The organism is Allobosea sp. P4_C6 (assembly GCF_056402015.1).
Window position 1 is genome coordinate 186,831 of the sequence record NZ_JBFUIF010000001.1, and the last position, 15,367, is coordinate 202,197.

The 15,367-nt window shown below is 67.6% G+C and carries 12 protein-coding genes; 1 reads left to right on the forward strand and 11 read right to left on the reverse strand.

Features of this window, described 5'->3' with window-relative positions:
• Positions 1-78 precede the first annotated feature (78 nt).
• The 11 genes from AC1DVA_RS00970 to AC1DVA_RS01020 all read right to left on the reverse strand — a co-directional run bounded on the left by AC1DVA_RS00970 (position 79) and on the right by AC1DVA_RS01020 (position 13,833).
• Complete coding sequence (locus AC1DVA_RS00970; protein ID WP_476804670.1) at positions 79-1,662, reverse strand: sulfite reductase subunit alpha; 1,584 nt, start codon at positions 1,660-1,662, stop codon at positions 79-81.
• Positions 1,659-3,458 (reverse strand): NirA family protein, encoded by a 1,800-nt coding sequence (locus AC1DVA_RS00975; protein ID WP_476804671.1) that lies wholly within the window; start codon positions 3,456-3,458, stop codon positions 1,659-1,661. Before AC1DVA_RS00975 ends, AC1DVA_RS00970 begins: the two co-directional genes overlap by 4 nt.
• A 21-nt stretch (positions 3,459-3,479) precedes the next feature.
• A complete protein-coding gene (locus AC1DVA_RS00980) occupies positions 3,480-3,902 on the reverse strand; it encodes a globin family protein (RefSeq protein WP_476804672.1) in 423 nt (140 codons plus the stop codon).
• 11 nt (positions 3,903-3,913) lie between these two features.
• Positions 3,914-4,705 (reverse strand): ABC transporter ATP-binding protein, encoded by a 792-nt coding sequence (locus AC1DVA_RS00985; RefSeq protein ID WP_476804673.1) that lies wholly within the window; start codon positions 4,703-4,705, stop codon positions 3,914-3,916.
• 10 nt (positions 4,706-4,715) lie between these two features.
• Positions 4,716-5,624, reverse strand: coding sequence for a nitrate ABC transporter permease (ntrB, locus tag AC1DVA_RS00990; RefSeq protein WP_476804674.1), 909 nt, complete (start codon positions 5,622-5,624; stop codon positions 4,716-4,718).
• 41 nt (positions 5,625-5,665) lie between these two features.
• Positions 5,666-8,353 (reverse strand): molybdopterin-dependent oxidoreductase, encoded by a 2,688-nt coding sequence (locus AC1DVA_RS00995; RefSeq protein ID WP_476804675.1) that lies wholly within the window; start codon positions 8,351-8,353, stop codon positions 5,666-5,668.
• Entirely contained in the window at positions 8,353-9,567 is a 1,215-nt protein-coding gene (locus AC1DVA_RS01000; protein WP_476804676.1) for an NAD(P)/FAD-dependent oxidoreductase, read from the reverse strand. The genes AC1DVA_RS00995 and AC1DVA_RS01000 overlap by 1 nt, the downstream gene beginning before the upstream one ends.
• A 3-nt stretch (positions 9,568-9,570) precedes the next feature.
• Positions 9,571-10,899, reverse strand: coding sequence for an ABC transporter substrate-binding protein (locus AC1DVA_RS01005; protein WP_476804677.1), 1,329 nt, complete (start codon positions 10,897-10,899; stop codon positions 9,571-9,573).
• A gap of 287 nt (positions 10,900-11,186) precedes the next feature.
• The gene (locus AC1DVA_RS01010; RefSeq protein ID WP_476804678.1) at positions 11,187-12,260 is read right to left on the reverse strand and encodes a CmpA/NrtA family ABC transporter substrate-binding protein; all 1,074 of its coding nucleotides are present in this window, start codon (positions 12,258-12,260) and stop codon (positions 11,187-11,189) included.
• Positions 12,257-12,841 carry an ANTAR domain-containing response regulator gene (locus AC1DVA_RS01015; protein WP_265052085.1) on the reverse strand — a complete coding sequence of 195 codons (585 nt, stop codon included), beginning with the start codon at positions 12,839-12,841 and terminating at the stop codon, positions 12,257-12,259. Before AC1DVA_RS01015 ends, AC1DVA_RS01010 begins: the two co-directional genes overlap by 4 nt.
• Before the next feature lie 116 nt (positions 12,842-12,957).
• On the reverse strand, positions 12,958-13,833 hold the full coding sequence (locus tag AC1DVA_RS01020) for a DMT family transporter (protein WP_476804679.1): 876 nt from the start codon (positions 13,831-13,833) through the stop codon (positions 12,958-12,960).
• A 151-nt stretch (positions 13,834-13,984) separates the two neighbouring features.
• On the opposite strand from AC1DVA_RS01020, the gene AC1DVA_RS01025 reads away from it, so the two are divergent.
• Positions 13,985-15,367, forward strand: a complete 1,383-nt coding sequence (locus AC1DVA_RS01025; RefSeq protein ID WP_265052086.1) for an aminotransferase-like domain-containing protein — start codon at positions 13,985-13,987, stop codon at positions 15,365-15,367.

Genomic DNA, 15,367 nt, shown 5'->3' on the forward strand with positions numbered 1-15,367 from the left:
GGCGCCTCGATCGACTGTCCGATGTCAGGGGTTGATCATCGTGGCAGCGTCCTTTCGATCCGTGCGAACCGGCGTCTGCTAATAGACATCGGCCTGGTAGCGCCCCAGCTTCCGCAGGGACGCGACATAGGCGACGGCTTCGTCGCTCGAGCGCCCGCCATGCTCGGCGACGATATCCACCAGGGCGCGCTCGACATCCTTGGCCATGCGCTTGGCATCGCCGCAGACATAGAAATGCGCGCCCTGTTCCAACCAGGCGAAGAGTTCCGCCCCGCGCTCGCGCATGCGATCCTGGACGTAGATCTTGTCGGTGCCGTCGCGCGACCAGGCAAGGGTGAGGTTGGTCAGCACTCCCTCCTGCTTCATTGCGTTGAGCTCCTCCTCGTAGAAGAAATCGCTGGCGCGGCGCTGATGGCCGAAGAACAGCCAATTCCTGCCAGAGGCTTTCGTCGCCTTGCGGTCATGCAGGAAGGCGCGGAACGGCGCGACGCCGGTGCCGGGGCCGCACATGATGACGGGGGTCTCGGGGGTGGCCGGCAGTCCGAAGCCATGCGCCCGCTGGACATAGACCGGCACCTTGTCGCCGGGACGCACGCGCTCGCCCAGGAAGGTGGACGCCACGCCCCAGCGCGGGCGGGTGCCGATCTTGTAACGCACCATGTCCACCGTCAGCGTGATGCGGCCGGGCGTCGCGACATGCGAGGATGAGATCGAGTAGAGTCTGGGCTGCAGCGGATCGAGCGCCTCGACGAAGGCTTCAGCAGAGAGCCTGGCTTGCGAGAATTTGTGCAGCGTGCCGAGCACGTCGAGGCGGTCGAGATCGCCATCGGGATCCTCGCCGGTCGTGAGGCGCTTGGCCTTGGTGCGGGTCTCTCCGCCGGTGACATAGGAGATCAGCTGGAACAGCGCGTCGGGCGCGGGGCCGAGGGCGCGGTCGGCGATCAGGATGTCGCGCAGGCTCTTGCCGTCGATGATCGCGTCTGGCCGGGCGCCGAGCAGCGCGATGACCGCATCCGCCAGACGCGGATCGTTCTGCGCGACAATGCCGAAAGCGTCGCCGACGATGTAGTCGAGCCCGCATTCGGTGAGATCGAACTCGACATGCCAGGTCTCCTTCTCGGAACCCTCGCCATTGAGCTTGCGGCGCGACAGGAAGGTGGCGAAGGCCGGGTTCTCGCGGCAGCGGCCGAGCGGGCCGAGCGGCTCCGCCGGAGCATCCTCGGCCGGAGCGGCGGCAGGGGCGGAACCCGCCTCCTCCGTCAGCGTCTTCAGCATCCGCAGCGTATCCTTGCCGCCGGGCGCGCAGAGGTTCAGCCGCGGCTCCTTGCCGTCTGCGATCGCAGCCGAATAGGTCTCGCAGACATAGCCACACTGGCCGCAATCCTGCTGCGCCATCGCGGCAAAGAGCTTGCGTGGGAATGGCTTGCCCTCGGCCAGCTTCATGCGCTCGGCCATCTCCATCGACGGATCGTGCCAGGGCGCGCCGTCATCGGCCTCGCCCATCACGGCGGCATTCTCGGCCGGCGACAGCGCGGTGACGCCGGCATTGTCGAGCGAGAGCAGGCCGGCGAAGAAGCCATTCAGCCAGGAGCGCTGTTCCTCGCTGAAGGGCGCGGTCTCCGGCAGGACCTGGACGATCGGATTGGCAGTCTGGACGGTCATGCCGCTTCTCCCGTCTGCGCGACCAGCGCCTGTAGCGCCTCGATCTCGTGGCGGCGGGCGAAGGCGACGAAGCTCTCGTCGGGCGCGGCACGATGCGTCTGCCAGGCACGCAGGATCGACTCGACCAGCGCCGGCGCGTCTTCCGCCTTCACATCGGTGCGGAATTCGCGGCCGATGCCGCCCTCGACGCCGAAGCCGCCACCGACGAAGACGTGATAGCCCGGCACCGTGTCGCCCTCGTCGCTGACCGGCACCTTGGCGCCGATCAGCCCGAGATCGCCGATGTAATGCTGGGCGCAGGAGTTGTGGCAGCCGGTCAGGTGGATGTTGACGGGCGTATCCAGCGTGATCCGCGGCTCGCAATGGGCGGCGATCGCCAGCGCATCCTCCTTGGTGTGGGCACCGGCGAATTTGCACCCCGTGGCGCCGGTGCAGGCGATCAGCCCGGCACGCAGGATCGAGGTCTCCGCCGAGAGGCCGATCGCCTGGAGATTGGCGATGACGTCCTCGACCTTGCTGTCCGGCACGCCCGAGATCAGCAGGTTCTGCCAGACGGTGAGGCGGATATCGCCATCGCCGCAGGCTTGCGAGATCGAGGCGATGACACGCATCTGCTGGACGGTGAGCTTGCCGACCGGCAGCGCCACGCCGATCCAGTTGCGGCCGGCTTGCGCCTGCGCATGCACGCCGATATGGCCGAGCCGATCATAGACCGGGCGCGGCTTGACGAAGGCCGTATCGAGCCGGACCAGCTTGCGGCCGAGCTTCTCCTCGACCGCCTTCAGGAAGGTCTCGAAGCCCCAGGCGTCGAGCACATATTTCAGACGTGACTTGTTGCGGTCGGTGCGGTTGCCGTTGGCGATGAAGACGCGGACGATCGCGTCCGAGACCGCGATCGCGTCGGACGGGGCGACGATGACGCCGGTATCGCGGGCGAGGTCCTTGTGGCCGGTGATGCCGCCGAGCGCGAGGCGATACCAGATGCCGGGCTCGACCGGCTGGCCCTCGAAGACGGCGCCCTCGCCGACCTCGATCGCCTGGAAGCCGATGTCGTTGGTGTCCTCCAGCGTCGCGATCGAGCCGGCGCCGTCGAAGGCGACGTTGAACTTGCGCGGCAGCCCGTAGAGCGAGCGGTCGTTCAGGATGTGGTGGTGCCAGGCGCGGGCATGCGGCCGGGTATCCAGCAGTTCGAGCGGGTCGATGCCGGCCGTGGCCGAGCCCGTGACGTTGCGGATGTTGTCGGCGCCCGAGCCCTTGGCGGTGAGGCCGAGATCGGCGAGGCCTTCCAGGAGCGCAGCCGCGTTCTCGGCCGGGATCTCGCGCACCTGCAGATTGGCGCGGGTGGTGACATGGGAGTACGGGCCGCAAAGCGTCTCGGCGAGATCGGCGACGCCCGCAAACTGCCAGGCCTTGAGGATGCCGTTGGGGATGCGCAGGCGGCACATATAGCTGTTCTGCGCCGGGGCGACATAGAACAGGCCGTGATAGCGCCAGCGGAAATTGTCCTCAGGCTTCGGATAGATGCCGGCATTCGCCTGGTCCTTGAAGCGAGCATAGGCATCAAAGGGATGCTCGGCCGCCTTCCACTTCTCCTGATCGACGAGCTTCCCGCCGGCCGCGACGGTCTTTGCCTGCGCTTCCTGATGCTCCTTATCCGGCCCCGAGGGCGCGGCCTTGCCGCCCGCGCCGGGCGTACCGCCGAGCGGCCCCAGCCCGCGCGCCGTGCGGGCCGACTGCATGCCGCTCGTGAAACCTTCGAGATAGCGCTTCTGGTCGGGGGTGAAATCGTCACTCATCATTGTGCTCCGGCTGACGGATCAGGCCGTTGTGTTCTGGCCGGCAGCCGCGATCATCGCGCCGGACAGGGTGCCGTAAGCATTCGTCCAGGCGTCCCTGACGGCAGGGGTGAAGCCCTCGCCGAGCCCCTGCTCCAGCGTCCAGAGCAGCGCCGCGCCGACCGGCGCGTAATGGGCCGCGGTCACGCCATAGCCGTTGTGCTTGACCGCCAGCGCATTCACCGCCGGCATCAGGGCGGGCAGGTCGTCGAGCCCCTTCACCACGACGGCGAGCGTGCCCATGAGCTTGCGGCCCTGCTCCTTCATGTCGCTCGCTTTGAACAGCGGGCGGACTTCGGGCGCGATCTCGAACAGGCGGCCGTAGAACAAGGCGGCGGCCTGTTCGGCAATGGGGGCGACCTTGGAGAAGCTCGCCCTGATCTCGGAAACCTGGTCGGGGGTCATGACTGGCTTCCTCAGGCGGCTTCGACGAAGCGGTGGCGCTCGTAGAGGAACCTCAGCACCGCCTCGCGAGCGGCGATGTAGGTGCGGTCGGAGACAAGCTCGAGGCGCTTGCGCGGCCGGGCGAGGCGCACGTCGAGCACCTCGCCGATGCGGGCGGAGGGGCCGTTGGTCATCATCACGATCCGGTCGGAGAGCAGCACTGCCTCGTCGACGTCATGGGTGATCATGATCATCGTGTTTCCCAGCGCGGCATGGATCTGCATCACCGAATCCTGCAGATGCGCGCGGGTCAGCGCGTCCAGCGCGCCGAAGGGCTCGTCGAGCAGCAGGATCTTCGGCTCCATGGAAAGTCCGCGTGCGATGCCGACGCGCTGCTTCATGCCGCCGGAGATTTCGCCGGGCCGCTTGTCCTTCGCATGGGCCATCTGGACGAGATCGAGCTTGTGCATGATCCAGTCATGCCGCTCGGCCCGGTTCTTCACGCGGCCGAAGACCTTGTTCACGGCGAGCGCGATGTTGTCGTAGACGGTGAGCCAGGGCAGCAGCGAATGGTTCTGGAAGACCACGGCCCGGTCCGGCCCCGGCGAATTGACCTCCTTGCCTTCCAGCAGGATGCCGCCGGTGCTCGCGGGGGTGAGCCCCGCGATGATGTTCAGCAAGGTCGACTTGCCGCAGCCGGAATGGCCGATGATCGAGACGAACTCGCCCTTGTCGATGACGAGGCTGATGTCCTTCAGGACCTCCGTCGTGGCGGTGCCGCGCTGGAAGCGTTTGTCGACATGGTCGATCTTGAGATAGCTCATCGTTTCGCCCTCAATTCGTCGCGGTGCCGCGGGTGACGACATGGCCGACGAGAGCGACGAGGCGGTCGAGCAGGAAGCCGACCACGCCGATATAGACGAGGGCCACGATGATGTCGGACAGGCGCGAGGAGTTCCACGCATCCCAGATGAAGAAGCCGATGCCGACGCCGCCGGTCAGCATCTCCGCGGCGACGATGGCGAGCCAGGACAGGCCGGCGCCGATCCTCAGGCCCGTGAAGATGTAGGGCGCGGCCGAGGGCACCATGATCTTGTAGAAGAACTCGATCTGGTTCAGCCGCAGAACCTTGGCGACGTTCCGGTAGTCCTGCGGGATGTTGCGGATGCCGACTGCCGTGTTGATGATCACCGGCCAGATCGCGGTGATGAAGATCACGAAGATCGCCGAGGGCTGGCTGTCGCGGAAGGCGGCCAGCGAAAGCGGCAGCCAGGCGAGCGGCGGCACGGTGCGCAGCACCTGGAAGACCGGATCGAGGCCACGCATCGCCCAGACGGATTGACCGACCAGCGTGCCGAGCAGCACGCCGACCACGGCTGCCAGGCTGAAGCCGATGGCGACACGCTGCAGCGAGACGAGGATGCGCCAGCCCAACCCGATATCCTGCGAGCCCGCCCAGTAGAACGGCTCGGTGATCAGGTCCTTCGCCTCCTCCCAGATCTTCGTAGGCGGCGGCAGCGAGGATTGCGGCCCGTGCGCGGCGAGCTGCCAGAACAGCAGGATCAGCGCGACCGTGATCAGGGGCGGCAGCAGGTTGACGAGGGCGCTTTTTCCCCATGGAAGAAGTTTCGCCGCGAAGGGCTGTGAGCGCCCGGCCGGCAAGGCCACCACGTCCGGCGTCTTGCCCGGGAGCGCGACCACCGTCGCGCCCGCGATCGTGCTTTTCAAGGCAGGCTGAGCCATGTTCCAGTCTCTCCTCTGACCGAGCTGTTCCGTCGCGTGCGTCATGCCGCTTCGCTCGCGCGTGCCTGCGCGCCGATGCGGCCGATTTCGGGAAGGCAGGACCCGCAATTGGTCCCCGCTTTGAGCTGAATTCCGATCTCTTCGGCCGTCGCGGCGCCGGCCTCGAAGGCAGCGCGGATCGCATTCAGGCCCACGCCGAAGCAGGCACAGACGGTCGGTCCGGGGTCAGGCCCGCCGGGGCGGCGCCCGGAGAGCAGGGCGAACCGGCTCTCCACGGTCGCTGTCGGATCGGCGAAGGCGGTCTTGACCGTGTCCCAGAGCGGTGCGCAGCCCGTGGGCGCAAGGAAAAGCGCGGCCGCGAGCCGGCCCTCGCGCAGCACGGCGCAGCGATAGCTGCCGCCGTCACGGTCGATCAGCTCGGTCAGCCCCTCGGCGCCGAAACGGTCGCGTATGAGCGCCATTATCGTGTCGATGGCGGCGTCGGTGGCGAAAAGCCGGCCTTCGCCGCCTTGCACGGCAAGCCGTGCCCACCAGCTCCCGGCCGGCAGGGCAAAGGGTTCGCGCGACAGGACGAAGCCCTCGGAGCGATAGGTGACCGGCGCCATGGAAACCGGGGTCGCCTTCATCTCGGGCTGGCCGGAGAAGGGATCGCAGAGCGGCTGCGTCAATGCCCCGATCCGGGCGTTGGAGGCTGTTTCCCCGGACCAATGGATCGGCGCGAAAAGTGATCCCTGGGCGACGCCCTTGTCCGCGACCACCTTTAGCACTGCGTTGCCCTGCACTCCGGCGATGCGCGCGAAACCGCCCTCATTCAACCCGAAGCGGGCGATGTCGGCCGGATGGACCGAGACGGAGGGCTCGGCGATATGGGCACTGAGCCGGGGGCTCAGGCCCGTGCGGGTCATCGTGTGCCAGTGGTCGCGGACGCGGCCGGTGTTGAGCAACAGCGGGAAGGCCTCGCTGGTTTCGGAGGCGAGCTTCGGTACCGCGAGCCTGCGCATCTGCGCGCGGCGTGCGGGGCCGAAGAAGCCTCCCTCCGCGAAGAGCCTTGCCGTGCCTTTGGGTCGATGCGCCGGCACGGGCCATTGTACCGGCTGGAGCGCATCGTAATCCGCGTGATCGAGGCTGGCATGGGCGCCGATGTCGAAGTCGCGCGTACCGTCGTTTTCGAAGGCTGAGAGGGCCGCGTGCTCGGCATAGATTTCGTGAGGCCCTGCGTAAGCGAACGCCTCGCCGAAACCCAGCCGTTTCGCGACCTCGCAGACGATCCACCAATCCGGCTTCACCTCACCCGGCAGCGGCAGGAAGGCACGCTGACGGGAGATGCGGCGTTCGGAATTGGTGACGGTGCCGTCCTTCTCGCCCCAGGCCGCCGCCGGCAGGATGTAGTGCGGCCTGGCTGATAGCGTGTCGTTCGAGAGCACGTTCTCGGAGACGATGAAGAGGTCGAGCCCGGCGAGCGCGGCGCGCACCTTGTCGGCCTGCGGCAGGGAGACGGCGGGGTTCGTCGCCATCACCCACATCCCGCGGATGCGGCCTTCCGCGACGGCATCCAGCATCTGGACGGCTTTCAGCCCCTCGCGGCGGGCCATGTTCGGCCCCCTCCAGAAGCGGCGGATGCGGTCGATCTCCTCGGGCGCGTAGCCCATATGGGCGGCCAGCATGTTCGCGAGCCCACCGACCTCGCGCCCACCCATCGCATTGGGCTGACCGGTCAGCGAGAAGGGGCCGCAGCCGGGGCGGCCGATCCGGCCGGTGGCGAGATGGCAGTGCAGGATTGCCGCGACTTTGTCGGTGCCCTGTGCCGACTGGTTGACGCCCTGGCTCCAGGCGGTGACGACATGCGGCGTGCTGGCCCAGAGGTCGTAGAAAGCTGCGATCCGCTCCTCGGAGAGGCCGGTGGCGGCGGAAACGGCGGCGATGTCGGGCGCGATTTCTTGCGCATTGGCTAGCGCCTCGTCGAAGCCCGCGACATGGCGCGTGACGTAAGTGCGGTCGATGAGGCCACGATCGGCGAGATGGACAAGGAGCCCCGCGAAGAGCGCGGCGTCGGAGCCGGGCTTCAACGCCAGCACCATGTCGGAGTCATCAGCCGTGGCGGTGACGCGCGGATCGAGCACGACGAGGCGTGCGCCGCGCTGCCGCCGATTGTCCTGCATGCGGCGGAACAGGATCGGATGGCACCAGGCGGTGTTGGAACCGACGAGGACGATCAGGTCGGCGCTGTCGAAATCCTCATAGGCGCCGGGCACCGTGTCCGAGCCGAAGACCCGGCGCTGCGCGGCGACGGTCGAGGCCATGCACAGGCGCGAATTGGTGTCGACATGGGGCGAGCCGATGAAGCCCTTCATCAGCTTGTTGGCGACGTAATAGTCCTCGGTCAGGAGCTGGCCGGAGAGATAGAAGGYGATCGCCTCGGGGCCGTGCTCGTCGGCGATCGACCGCAACCCCGCGGCGACGGCGTCGAGCGCCTCACCCCAGCCGACCCTGTCATAGTCCCCGGCGGCGTTCCGCTTCAGCGGATGCAGCACCCGGCTGCCGAGCCCCAGCGTCTCGCCGAGGGCCGAGCCCTTGGAGCAGAGCCGTCCCCGATTGGCCGGATGATCCGTGTCTCCCGCGATGGCTGCGCCTCCCAGCCCGTCCGGAGTCGCCAGCACGCCGCAGCCGACCCCGCAATAGGGGCAGGTCGTGCGTACGGCGGTTGGGGAGAGGGGAGCGTCGTGGCGCATCAGGCGGCTTCCCCGATGCAGTAGCCTTCTCCGAAGGGCAGTTCGGCGCGGATCGCGCTGATGTCCTGCCCCGAGCGGATCAGGCCGAGATAGAACAGCGCGCCCTGCGTATCGCCGACGAGCACGCAGCCGGCGAGCCTGCCATCGCGCAGCACGAACTTGCGATAGACCCCGGCAGCGGGATCGCGCAGCACCACCGTCTCGGTGCCCACGCCACCCTCGAACTCGCCGGCGGAGAAGACGCCGACGCCGGACACCTTGAGATTGGTCGAGAGCAGCGAACCCCGATAGGCGCCCTCGCGGCCGGCAAGCCGCAAGGCGAGCGCCCGCGCCTGCTCATAGGCCGGCTCGACCAGCCCGTAGGCGAGGCCGCGATGCTCGGCGCATTCACCGATGGCGAAGATGGCGGGGTCGTCGGTGGCGAGGCCGTCATCGACGAGGATGCCGCGATTGGTGCCGAGACCGGCAGCGCGGGCGAGCCCGGTATTCGGACGCACGCCGATGGCGATGACGACGAGATCGGCGGCGATCGTCGTGCCGTCAGCCAGCTCGACCGCCTCGACATGGCCGTTGCCGGCAAAGCCCTTCGTCTCCGCCCTCAGGCGCACATCGATGCCCCGCGCCGCCATCGCGGCGGCGAGCAGCCCGGCGCCCTCATGGTCGAGCTGGCGTTCCATCAGCCGATCGACGAGGTGCAGCAGCGTGACCTCGCCCCCGGCCTGCGCCAGACCATAGGCGGCTTCGAGCCCGAGCAGTCCGCCGCCGATGACGACGATGCGCGCGCCGCTTTCGGCATAGGCTCGCATCGTCCCGACATCGGCGGTGTCGCGGAAGGTGACGACGCCCTTGAGTTCGCCCCCTGGGAACGGCGGTCGCAACGGTGTCGAGCCGGTTGCGAGCACGAGCTTGCCATAGGGCAGCGTCGGCCCGCCCTGGAGCGTGACCGTCCGCGCCGCGCGATCGATCGCCTCGACTGGCCGGCCGTAGAAGGTCGACACCCCGCGCGCGCCCCACCATGCGGCCGGCTTGAGTTCGATGTCCGGCTCGCCGATCTCGCCCGCCAGCAGCGGCGAGAGCAGGACCCGGTTATAGGCAAGCCGCGGCTCGTCCCCGATCACCGCGACGGAATAGCGGCCGAGCGCGCGCTGGCTGAGCTCGTCGACCAGCCGCGTCGCGGCCATGCCGTTGCCGACGATGATCAGGGGCTCGGCCATGGTTCAGGCCACCCGCTTGATCTTGAGTGCCTTGAGGTAGTCGAGCGGTGCGGCGGGATCGAATGTCACGCCGTCGAAGAAGGTCTCCACGCCGCGGGAATCCGCGGTCGGCGCGCCGGCGACGCCGAGCGTCTTCGCGGCCTCGCGCCAGAGATCGGCGCGGTTGGTCTTGTCGACCAGCGCCTTGATGTCGATCGTCGGCTCGAACTTGCCCCAGCGGATGTTCTCGGTGACGAACCATGTGTCGAGGCTCTTCCAGGGATAGGAGGTCGAGCCGCCTTCGCCCCAGAACTTCATGTAGAGATTGGTGCCCTTCGCCTCGCGCCCGTTGCCGTAGTTGATGTCGCCGAGCAGGCGCTTGTTGATGTCGCCGGTGGGGACGTTGAACCACTGGCGCCGGCCGACGATCTCGGCGAGCTCCTGGCGGTTCTCCATCTTGTCGGCCCACATCTGGGCCTCCATCACGGCCATCAGGATCGCCTGCGTCGCCCTCGGATTGGCATCGACGAAGTCGGCGCGCATGCCGAGGATCTTCTCGGGATGGCGGGACCAGAGCTCACCGGTCGTCAGCGCGGTGTAGCCGATGTTCTGGTTGACGAGCTGTTCGTTCCAGGGCTCGCCGACGCAGAAGCAATCCATCGTGCCGACCTTCATGTTCGCCACCATCTGCGGCGGCGGCACCGTGATGACCTTGATGTCGGTGTCGGGATCGATGCCGCCGGCGGCGAGCCAGTAGCGAATCCAGAGGTCGTGCGTCCCGCCCGGGAAGGTCATCGCGGCGGTGAGTTCCTTGCCGGCCGCCTTCTTGCGCTCGAAGGCCTGCTTCAGCGGCGAGGAATCCTTCTGGACGTTGAGGTCCTTGTACTCGTTGGAGACCGAGATCGCCTGCCCGTCCTCGTTGAGGTTCAGCAGCGTGTACATCGGCAGGGGCTGGCCGTTCTGCATCACCTTGCCGGTCGAATAGAGATGCGTCTTCGGCCGCAGGATGTGGCCGCCGTCGATGCCGTTGTTCTTGAAGCCGAGCGCCATGTTGTCGCGCGTCGCGCCCCAGGAGGCCTGCTTGGAGATGTCCATGTCGGGCAGGCCGTATTTGGCGAAGAGGCCCTTCTCCTTCGCGATGATCAGCGGCGAGGCATCGGTGAGGGCGATGTAGCCGAGGCGCGTTCCCTTGACCTCGGGACCGGCTCCTTGCGCGAAGGCGCCGGAGGGCAGGGCGGCCTTCGTCGCCGCGAGCAGCCCGGCCGTGCCGGACAGCTGCAGGAAACGGCGGCGGCTCGGGCTGGCCTGCTTCGAAGCGGCCTGGCTGATGCCGGTATCGGTGGTGTTCGTCATCGGTCGCCTCTCGGTTGCTGGAAAGCCACTCGTTCCGCACCAGCCCGAACGCGAAAAACGCCGCGCGAAAGACGCCTTGGCAGGCGCATTCCGACAGCGACGTTGCTGTATCTTCCGGATCAGGGGCGGCGCGGGCAGCATTGGCCGCGTCGCAGTAAGCCTTACAAGGACCGTGCCAACTGGCTCACCTCAGCTGGAGCTTTGAATTGCAACAGCTTGCGAGTTTCCGGCTCGCCGCTCCTCCCGCACGAGCGCCTTGTTGCGTCGCACAAGAGAGGCGCACTCGCCTATTCTTTGGGCATGATCCGATTGGCTGCCAGAATGCCTTCGAAAGAGGCGGGGAGGAATACGCCTCGGGCGATCTCCTGCATCTGCGGCTGCGCGACGATCTGGCCTGCGCGCTCCATGCCCGCGAGCACCCAGCCGGCATCGTCCGGATCGGGGCGCAGCGCCTCCCGGTCGAAGCGGATGAAGCGGTCGATAAGGCGCGGTGGCCGATCGGCGCCCTGGATCAGTTCCCCATGCAGGATGCGCTCGATCAGCGCGGCGGGGAGGGCGAGCCGGTCTTGGGCCGAGAGGTGATGCGCCATGCGGCCGAAATTCTCGGGGTGACAGGCCCAATCGCTCGCCTTGAGAAGTGCTGTGCCGAGCTTTGAGACCGCCGCGAGGCGTCGCTCCACGTCGTCGGCACGCCAGGCCAGGACCTTGTCGTGACAGTTGCGCCGTAGATCGACGCTGGCATGCACCATCGCGCCGACACCCGCGGCCACGGCAGCCGAATTCCAGGGCGCGCCTGCGCAGAATCCATCGACCCGGCCGCTGGCCAGTGCTTCCACGGTCTGCGGCGGCGGCACCACCTCGAAGCGGATGTCCTCGCCGAGCTTGAGCCCGCCCTTCTCCAGCCATTCGCACAGAAGGTAGATATGCATCGAGAAGCCGAAGACCGCGGCGAATGTCAGGGGAGGCAGGCCGGAGGCCTTGCGGCGCGCGACCATGGCGGCGAGCGCCCGGGCCGAGACGGCGGTATCGGCCAGGTCGCCATCGGCAAGGCGCGACAATTCCTCGAAACGCCGCAGCGACAGGGTGATCGCGGCGCCATCCCGGTTGAGCGCGATCGGAACCGCCATCGGAGCCTTCACCCCGCCGATACCCAGCGTCGCGGCAATGGCGGCGGGTCCGAGCATATGGGCAGCGTCGAACAGCCTTACGTTCAGCTTGTCGCGGAGGTTCGACCAGGAGACCTCGCGGACCAGTTCGAGATTGAGCCCTTCGGCCTCGGCGAAGCCCTCGTCCTTCGCCAGCACCACCAGCGCGCAATCGACCAGCGGCATGAAGCCGACCCGCAGGTGCAGCGTCGTCATTTGAGCATCTCCGCGGCGGTGATGAGGGAGCGGGCGATGTCGACGAGTTTTCTCTTCTCGTTCATCGCGGTGCGGCGCATCAGCGCGTAGGCCTCTTCCTCCGAGAGGCCCTTCAGCCGCATGACGATGCTCTTGGCGCGATCGATCGTCTTGCGGTCCTCCAGCTGCGAGCGGGCGTCGTCGAGTTCCTCGCGCAGCTTGCGGAAGGCGTTGAAGCGGCTGATGCAGGTCTGCAGGATTGGCTGCATCCGCTCCTTCTTCAGCCCGTCGACGATATAGGCGGACACGCCGGCTTCCACCGCCGCCTCGATCGACGCGGAGTCCGACTGGTCCACGAACATGGTGATCGGCCGCCGGATGTGCTTGCTCACCAGAAACATGTCGGCCAGCGCGTCGCGGCTGGGGTCCTCCAGGTCGATCACGACGACATCGGGATCGTGAGCCTCTATCGCCGCGACCAGCCCGGTGGTCACCGAGACGCGGATGAGGTGCTGGTAGCCTGCGTCCCGCAGGCCGTCCTCGATGATGGCGGCCCGAACCTGGTTTGCATCGACGATGAGGATCCGCAGATTTGGCACCATGCCTGTTCAGTGGTTCCCGGTGGACGACCCGGAATCATGCCAATCAGGAATCGTGCCACTGCGGTCGGAACCGGCCAGTGTACGAGGCTGTGCCGGTTGACCATGAGTTGGCTGGGTCAGGCGAAACGCTTGGCCCCGGCGACGCAGAGCACCACCACGCCCGTTGCGGCGATCATCGTCCAGGCGACGGGCTCGTGCAGCAGCAGGCCGGCGAGCATCAGGCCGAAGAAGGGCTGGAGGAGCTGAAGCTGCCCCACCCCGGCGATGCCGCCGAGCGCCAGCCCGCGATACCAGAAGACGAAGCCCACCAGCATGCTGAAGACCGAGACATAGGCGAGCCCAAGCCAGGCCGGCGTCCCGATCCCTTGCCAGGAGGCCGGCAGGAATAGCAGCGCGAGCAGGCCCATCGCCGGCAGCGACAGCAGCAATGCCCAGGAGATCACCTGCCAGCCTCCGAGCCGTCGCGAGAGCCCGGCACCTTCGGCATAGCCGAGCCCGCAGAGCAGGACGGCGGCGATCATCAGCAGGTCACCGGTCAGTGAACCGCCCTCGCTATGGACGAGAGCGAAGCCGGCGACGGTCGCCGCGCCGACCACCGAGAACAGCCAGAAGGCCGGTTTCGGTCGCTCGCCGCCGCGCAGCACGCCGAAGAGTGCGGTCGCCAGCGGCAGCAGGCCGATGAACACGATCGAGCGCGCGGCATTGATGTGCTGCAGCGCCAGCGCCGTCAGTAGCGGAAAGCCAAGGACGACGCCGATCGACACGATGGCAAGCGGGCCGAGATCGGAGCCGCTCGGCCGCTTTTGCCGCAGCAGGACGAGGAAGGCGCCGCCCAGCAGCGCCGCGATCACGGCGCGGGCGGAGGTGAGGAAGAGTGGCGAGAAGCTGCCGACGGCGACGCGCGTCGCCGGCAGGGAGCCGCTGAAGATCAACACGCCCAGAAGGCCGCTGCCCCAGCCCTTGCCGGCCCATCCCTGCTGCATCGTCGTCATCCAGTCCTGTTCCGTCGACGGCTTAGGCGGCTTCGGACCACGACGATAGCGACAGTCTGATACAATCATGGCAAACTGTATGGCTATGGACAGCATGACAGTTGTGGCAACGGAAGAAACGACGAGCCGGCCCGGACGCACGGCGGCCGTCATGGCGGCCGTTCGGGACAGGCTCGCGGCGCGGTCGCTGGCTCCCGGCGACCGGCTGCCGTCGATCCGCCGTTTCGCCGCAACGATGCGGGTTTCGCCATCGACCATCGTCGAGGCCTATGACCGGTTGGCGGCCGAAGGCCTGATCCGTGCCCGCCATGGCTCGGGTTTCTATGTCACCGGCAATGGCCTGCCGCCCTTGACGCTGACGCAGGCCGCATCGCCGCGCGAGCGCGCTGTCGATCCGTTCTGGGTTTCCCGGCAGTCGCTCGATGCGGAGGACACCGCCCTCAAGCCTGGCTGTGGCTGGTTGCCGGCCGACTGGATGCCGGGGGAGGCGCTTCGTCGGGGCTTTCGCGCGCTGGCACGGGCCCCGGATGCGCTGCTGTCCGATTATGGCAGCACGCGCGGGTCATCGGATTTGCGCCGCCATCTGCTCGGCCGCTTCGTCGAGCAGGGGCTGGCAGTCGGCCCGGAGCAGTTGATGCTGACCGGCTCGGGCACGCAGGCTCTCGATCTGGTCTGCCGTTTTCTGCTGCGGCCGGGCGATACGGTCCTGGTCGACGATCCCTGCTATTTCAATTTCCAGGCCCTCTTGCGGGCGCATCAGCTCCGCGTTCTCGGCGTGCCCTATACCCCGTCCGGGCCCGATGCCGTCGCGTTCGAGGCGTTGGCCGCTGCCGAGCGACCGCGTCTCTACATCACCAATTCCGGGCTGCACAATCCGACCGGCGCGAGCCTCTCGCCGCAGACGGCCTTCCGCATCCTGCAAGCTGCAGCTGCTCATGGCCTGACGATCGTCGAGGATGAGATCTTCGCCGATTTCGAACCGGAGCCTTCGCCGCGCCTCGCTTTGTTGGATGGACTCGATCGGGTCATACGGATCGGTAGCTTCTCGAAGACGCTCTCGGCCTCCGTGCGTTGCGGCTACATTGCCGCAAGATCCGACTGGATCGAAGGCCTCATCGATTTCCAGCTCGCCACGAATTTCGGCGGGCCGAGCCCGGTCGCGGCCGATCTGATCGCGGGCGTCCTCGCTGGAGGCGGTTACCGCAAGCATATGGAGGAGGTGCGCCGCCGCCTCACGCAGGCACGGCGCGAGATCGCGGGCCGGCTGGAGGAGCTCGGCATCCGGCCCTGGCTGATGCCGCGCGGCGGCTTCTATCTCTGGTGCAGCCTGCCCGAAGGCGTCGATTCCGCCGAGCTGGCCCGGCTGGCCGTGGCGCAGGAGGTCGTTCTGGCGCCCGGCAACGTCTTCAGCGTCTCGCAGAGCGCCGGTGGCTTCATGCGCTTCAACGTGGCCCAATCGCGCGATCCGCGCGTCATGGAAGTGCTGCGGCAAGGGTTCGAGCAGTTGCGGCAGGGCGGAGCCGCCACAGGCTGA

Excerpts from the sequence above, each read along its gene's own strand:
- AC1DVA_RS01015 (WP_265052085.1), bottom strand. The coding sequence starts at position 12,841 with ATGGTGCCAAATCTGCGGATCCTCATCGTCGATGCAAACCAGGTTCGG.
- AC1DVA_RS00975 (WP_476804671.1), bottom strand. The coding sequence starts at position 3,458 with ATGAGTGACGATTTCACCCCCGACCAGAAGCGCTATCTCGAAGGTTTC.
- AC1DVA_RS00970 (WP_476804670.1), bottom strand. The coding sequence starts at position 1,662 with ATGACCGTCCAGACTGCCAATCCGATCGTCCAGGTCCTGCCGGAGACC.
- AC1DVA_RS00985 (WP_476804673.1), bottom strand. The coding sequence starts at position 4,705 with ATGAGCTATCTCAAGATCGACCATGTCGACAAACGCTTCCAGCGCGGC.
- AC1DVA_RS01010 (WP_476804678.1), bottom strand. The coding sequence starts at position 12,260 with ATGACGACGCTGCACCTGCGGGTCGGCTTCATGCCGCTGGTCGATTGC.
- ntrB (WP_476804674.1), bottom strand. The coding sequence starts at position 5,624 with ATGGCTCAGCCTGCCTTGAAAAGCACGATCGCGGGCGCGACGGTGGTC.
- AC1DVA_RS00980 (WP_476804672.1), bottom strand. The coding sequence starts at position 3,902 with ATGACCCCCGACCAGGTTTCCGAGATCAGGGCGAGCTTCTCCAAGGTC.
- AC1DVA_RS01025 (WP_265052086.1), top strand. The coding sequence starts at position 13,985 with ATGGCGGCCGTTCGGGACAGGCTCGCGGCGCGGTCGCTGGCTCCCGGC.
- AC1DVA_RS01020 (WP_476804679.1), bottom strand. The coding sequence starts at position 13,833 with ATGACGACGATGCAGCAGGGATGGGCCGGCAAGGGCTGGGGCAGCGGC.
- AC1DVA_RS01000 (WP_476804676.1), bottom strand. The coding sequence starts at position 9,567 with ATGGCCGAGCCCCTGATCATCGTCGGCAACGGCATGGCCGCGACGCGG.
- AC1DVA_RS01005 (WP_476804677.1), bottom strand. The coding sequence starts at position 10,899 with ATGACGAACACCACCGATACCGGCATCAGCCAGGCCGCTTCGAAGCAG.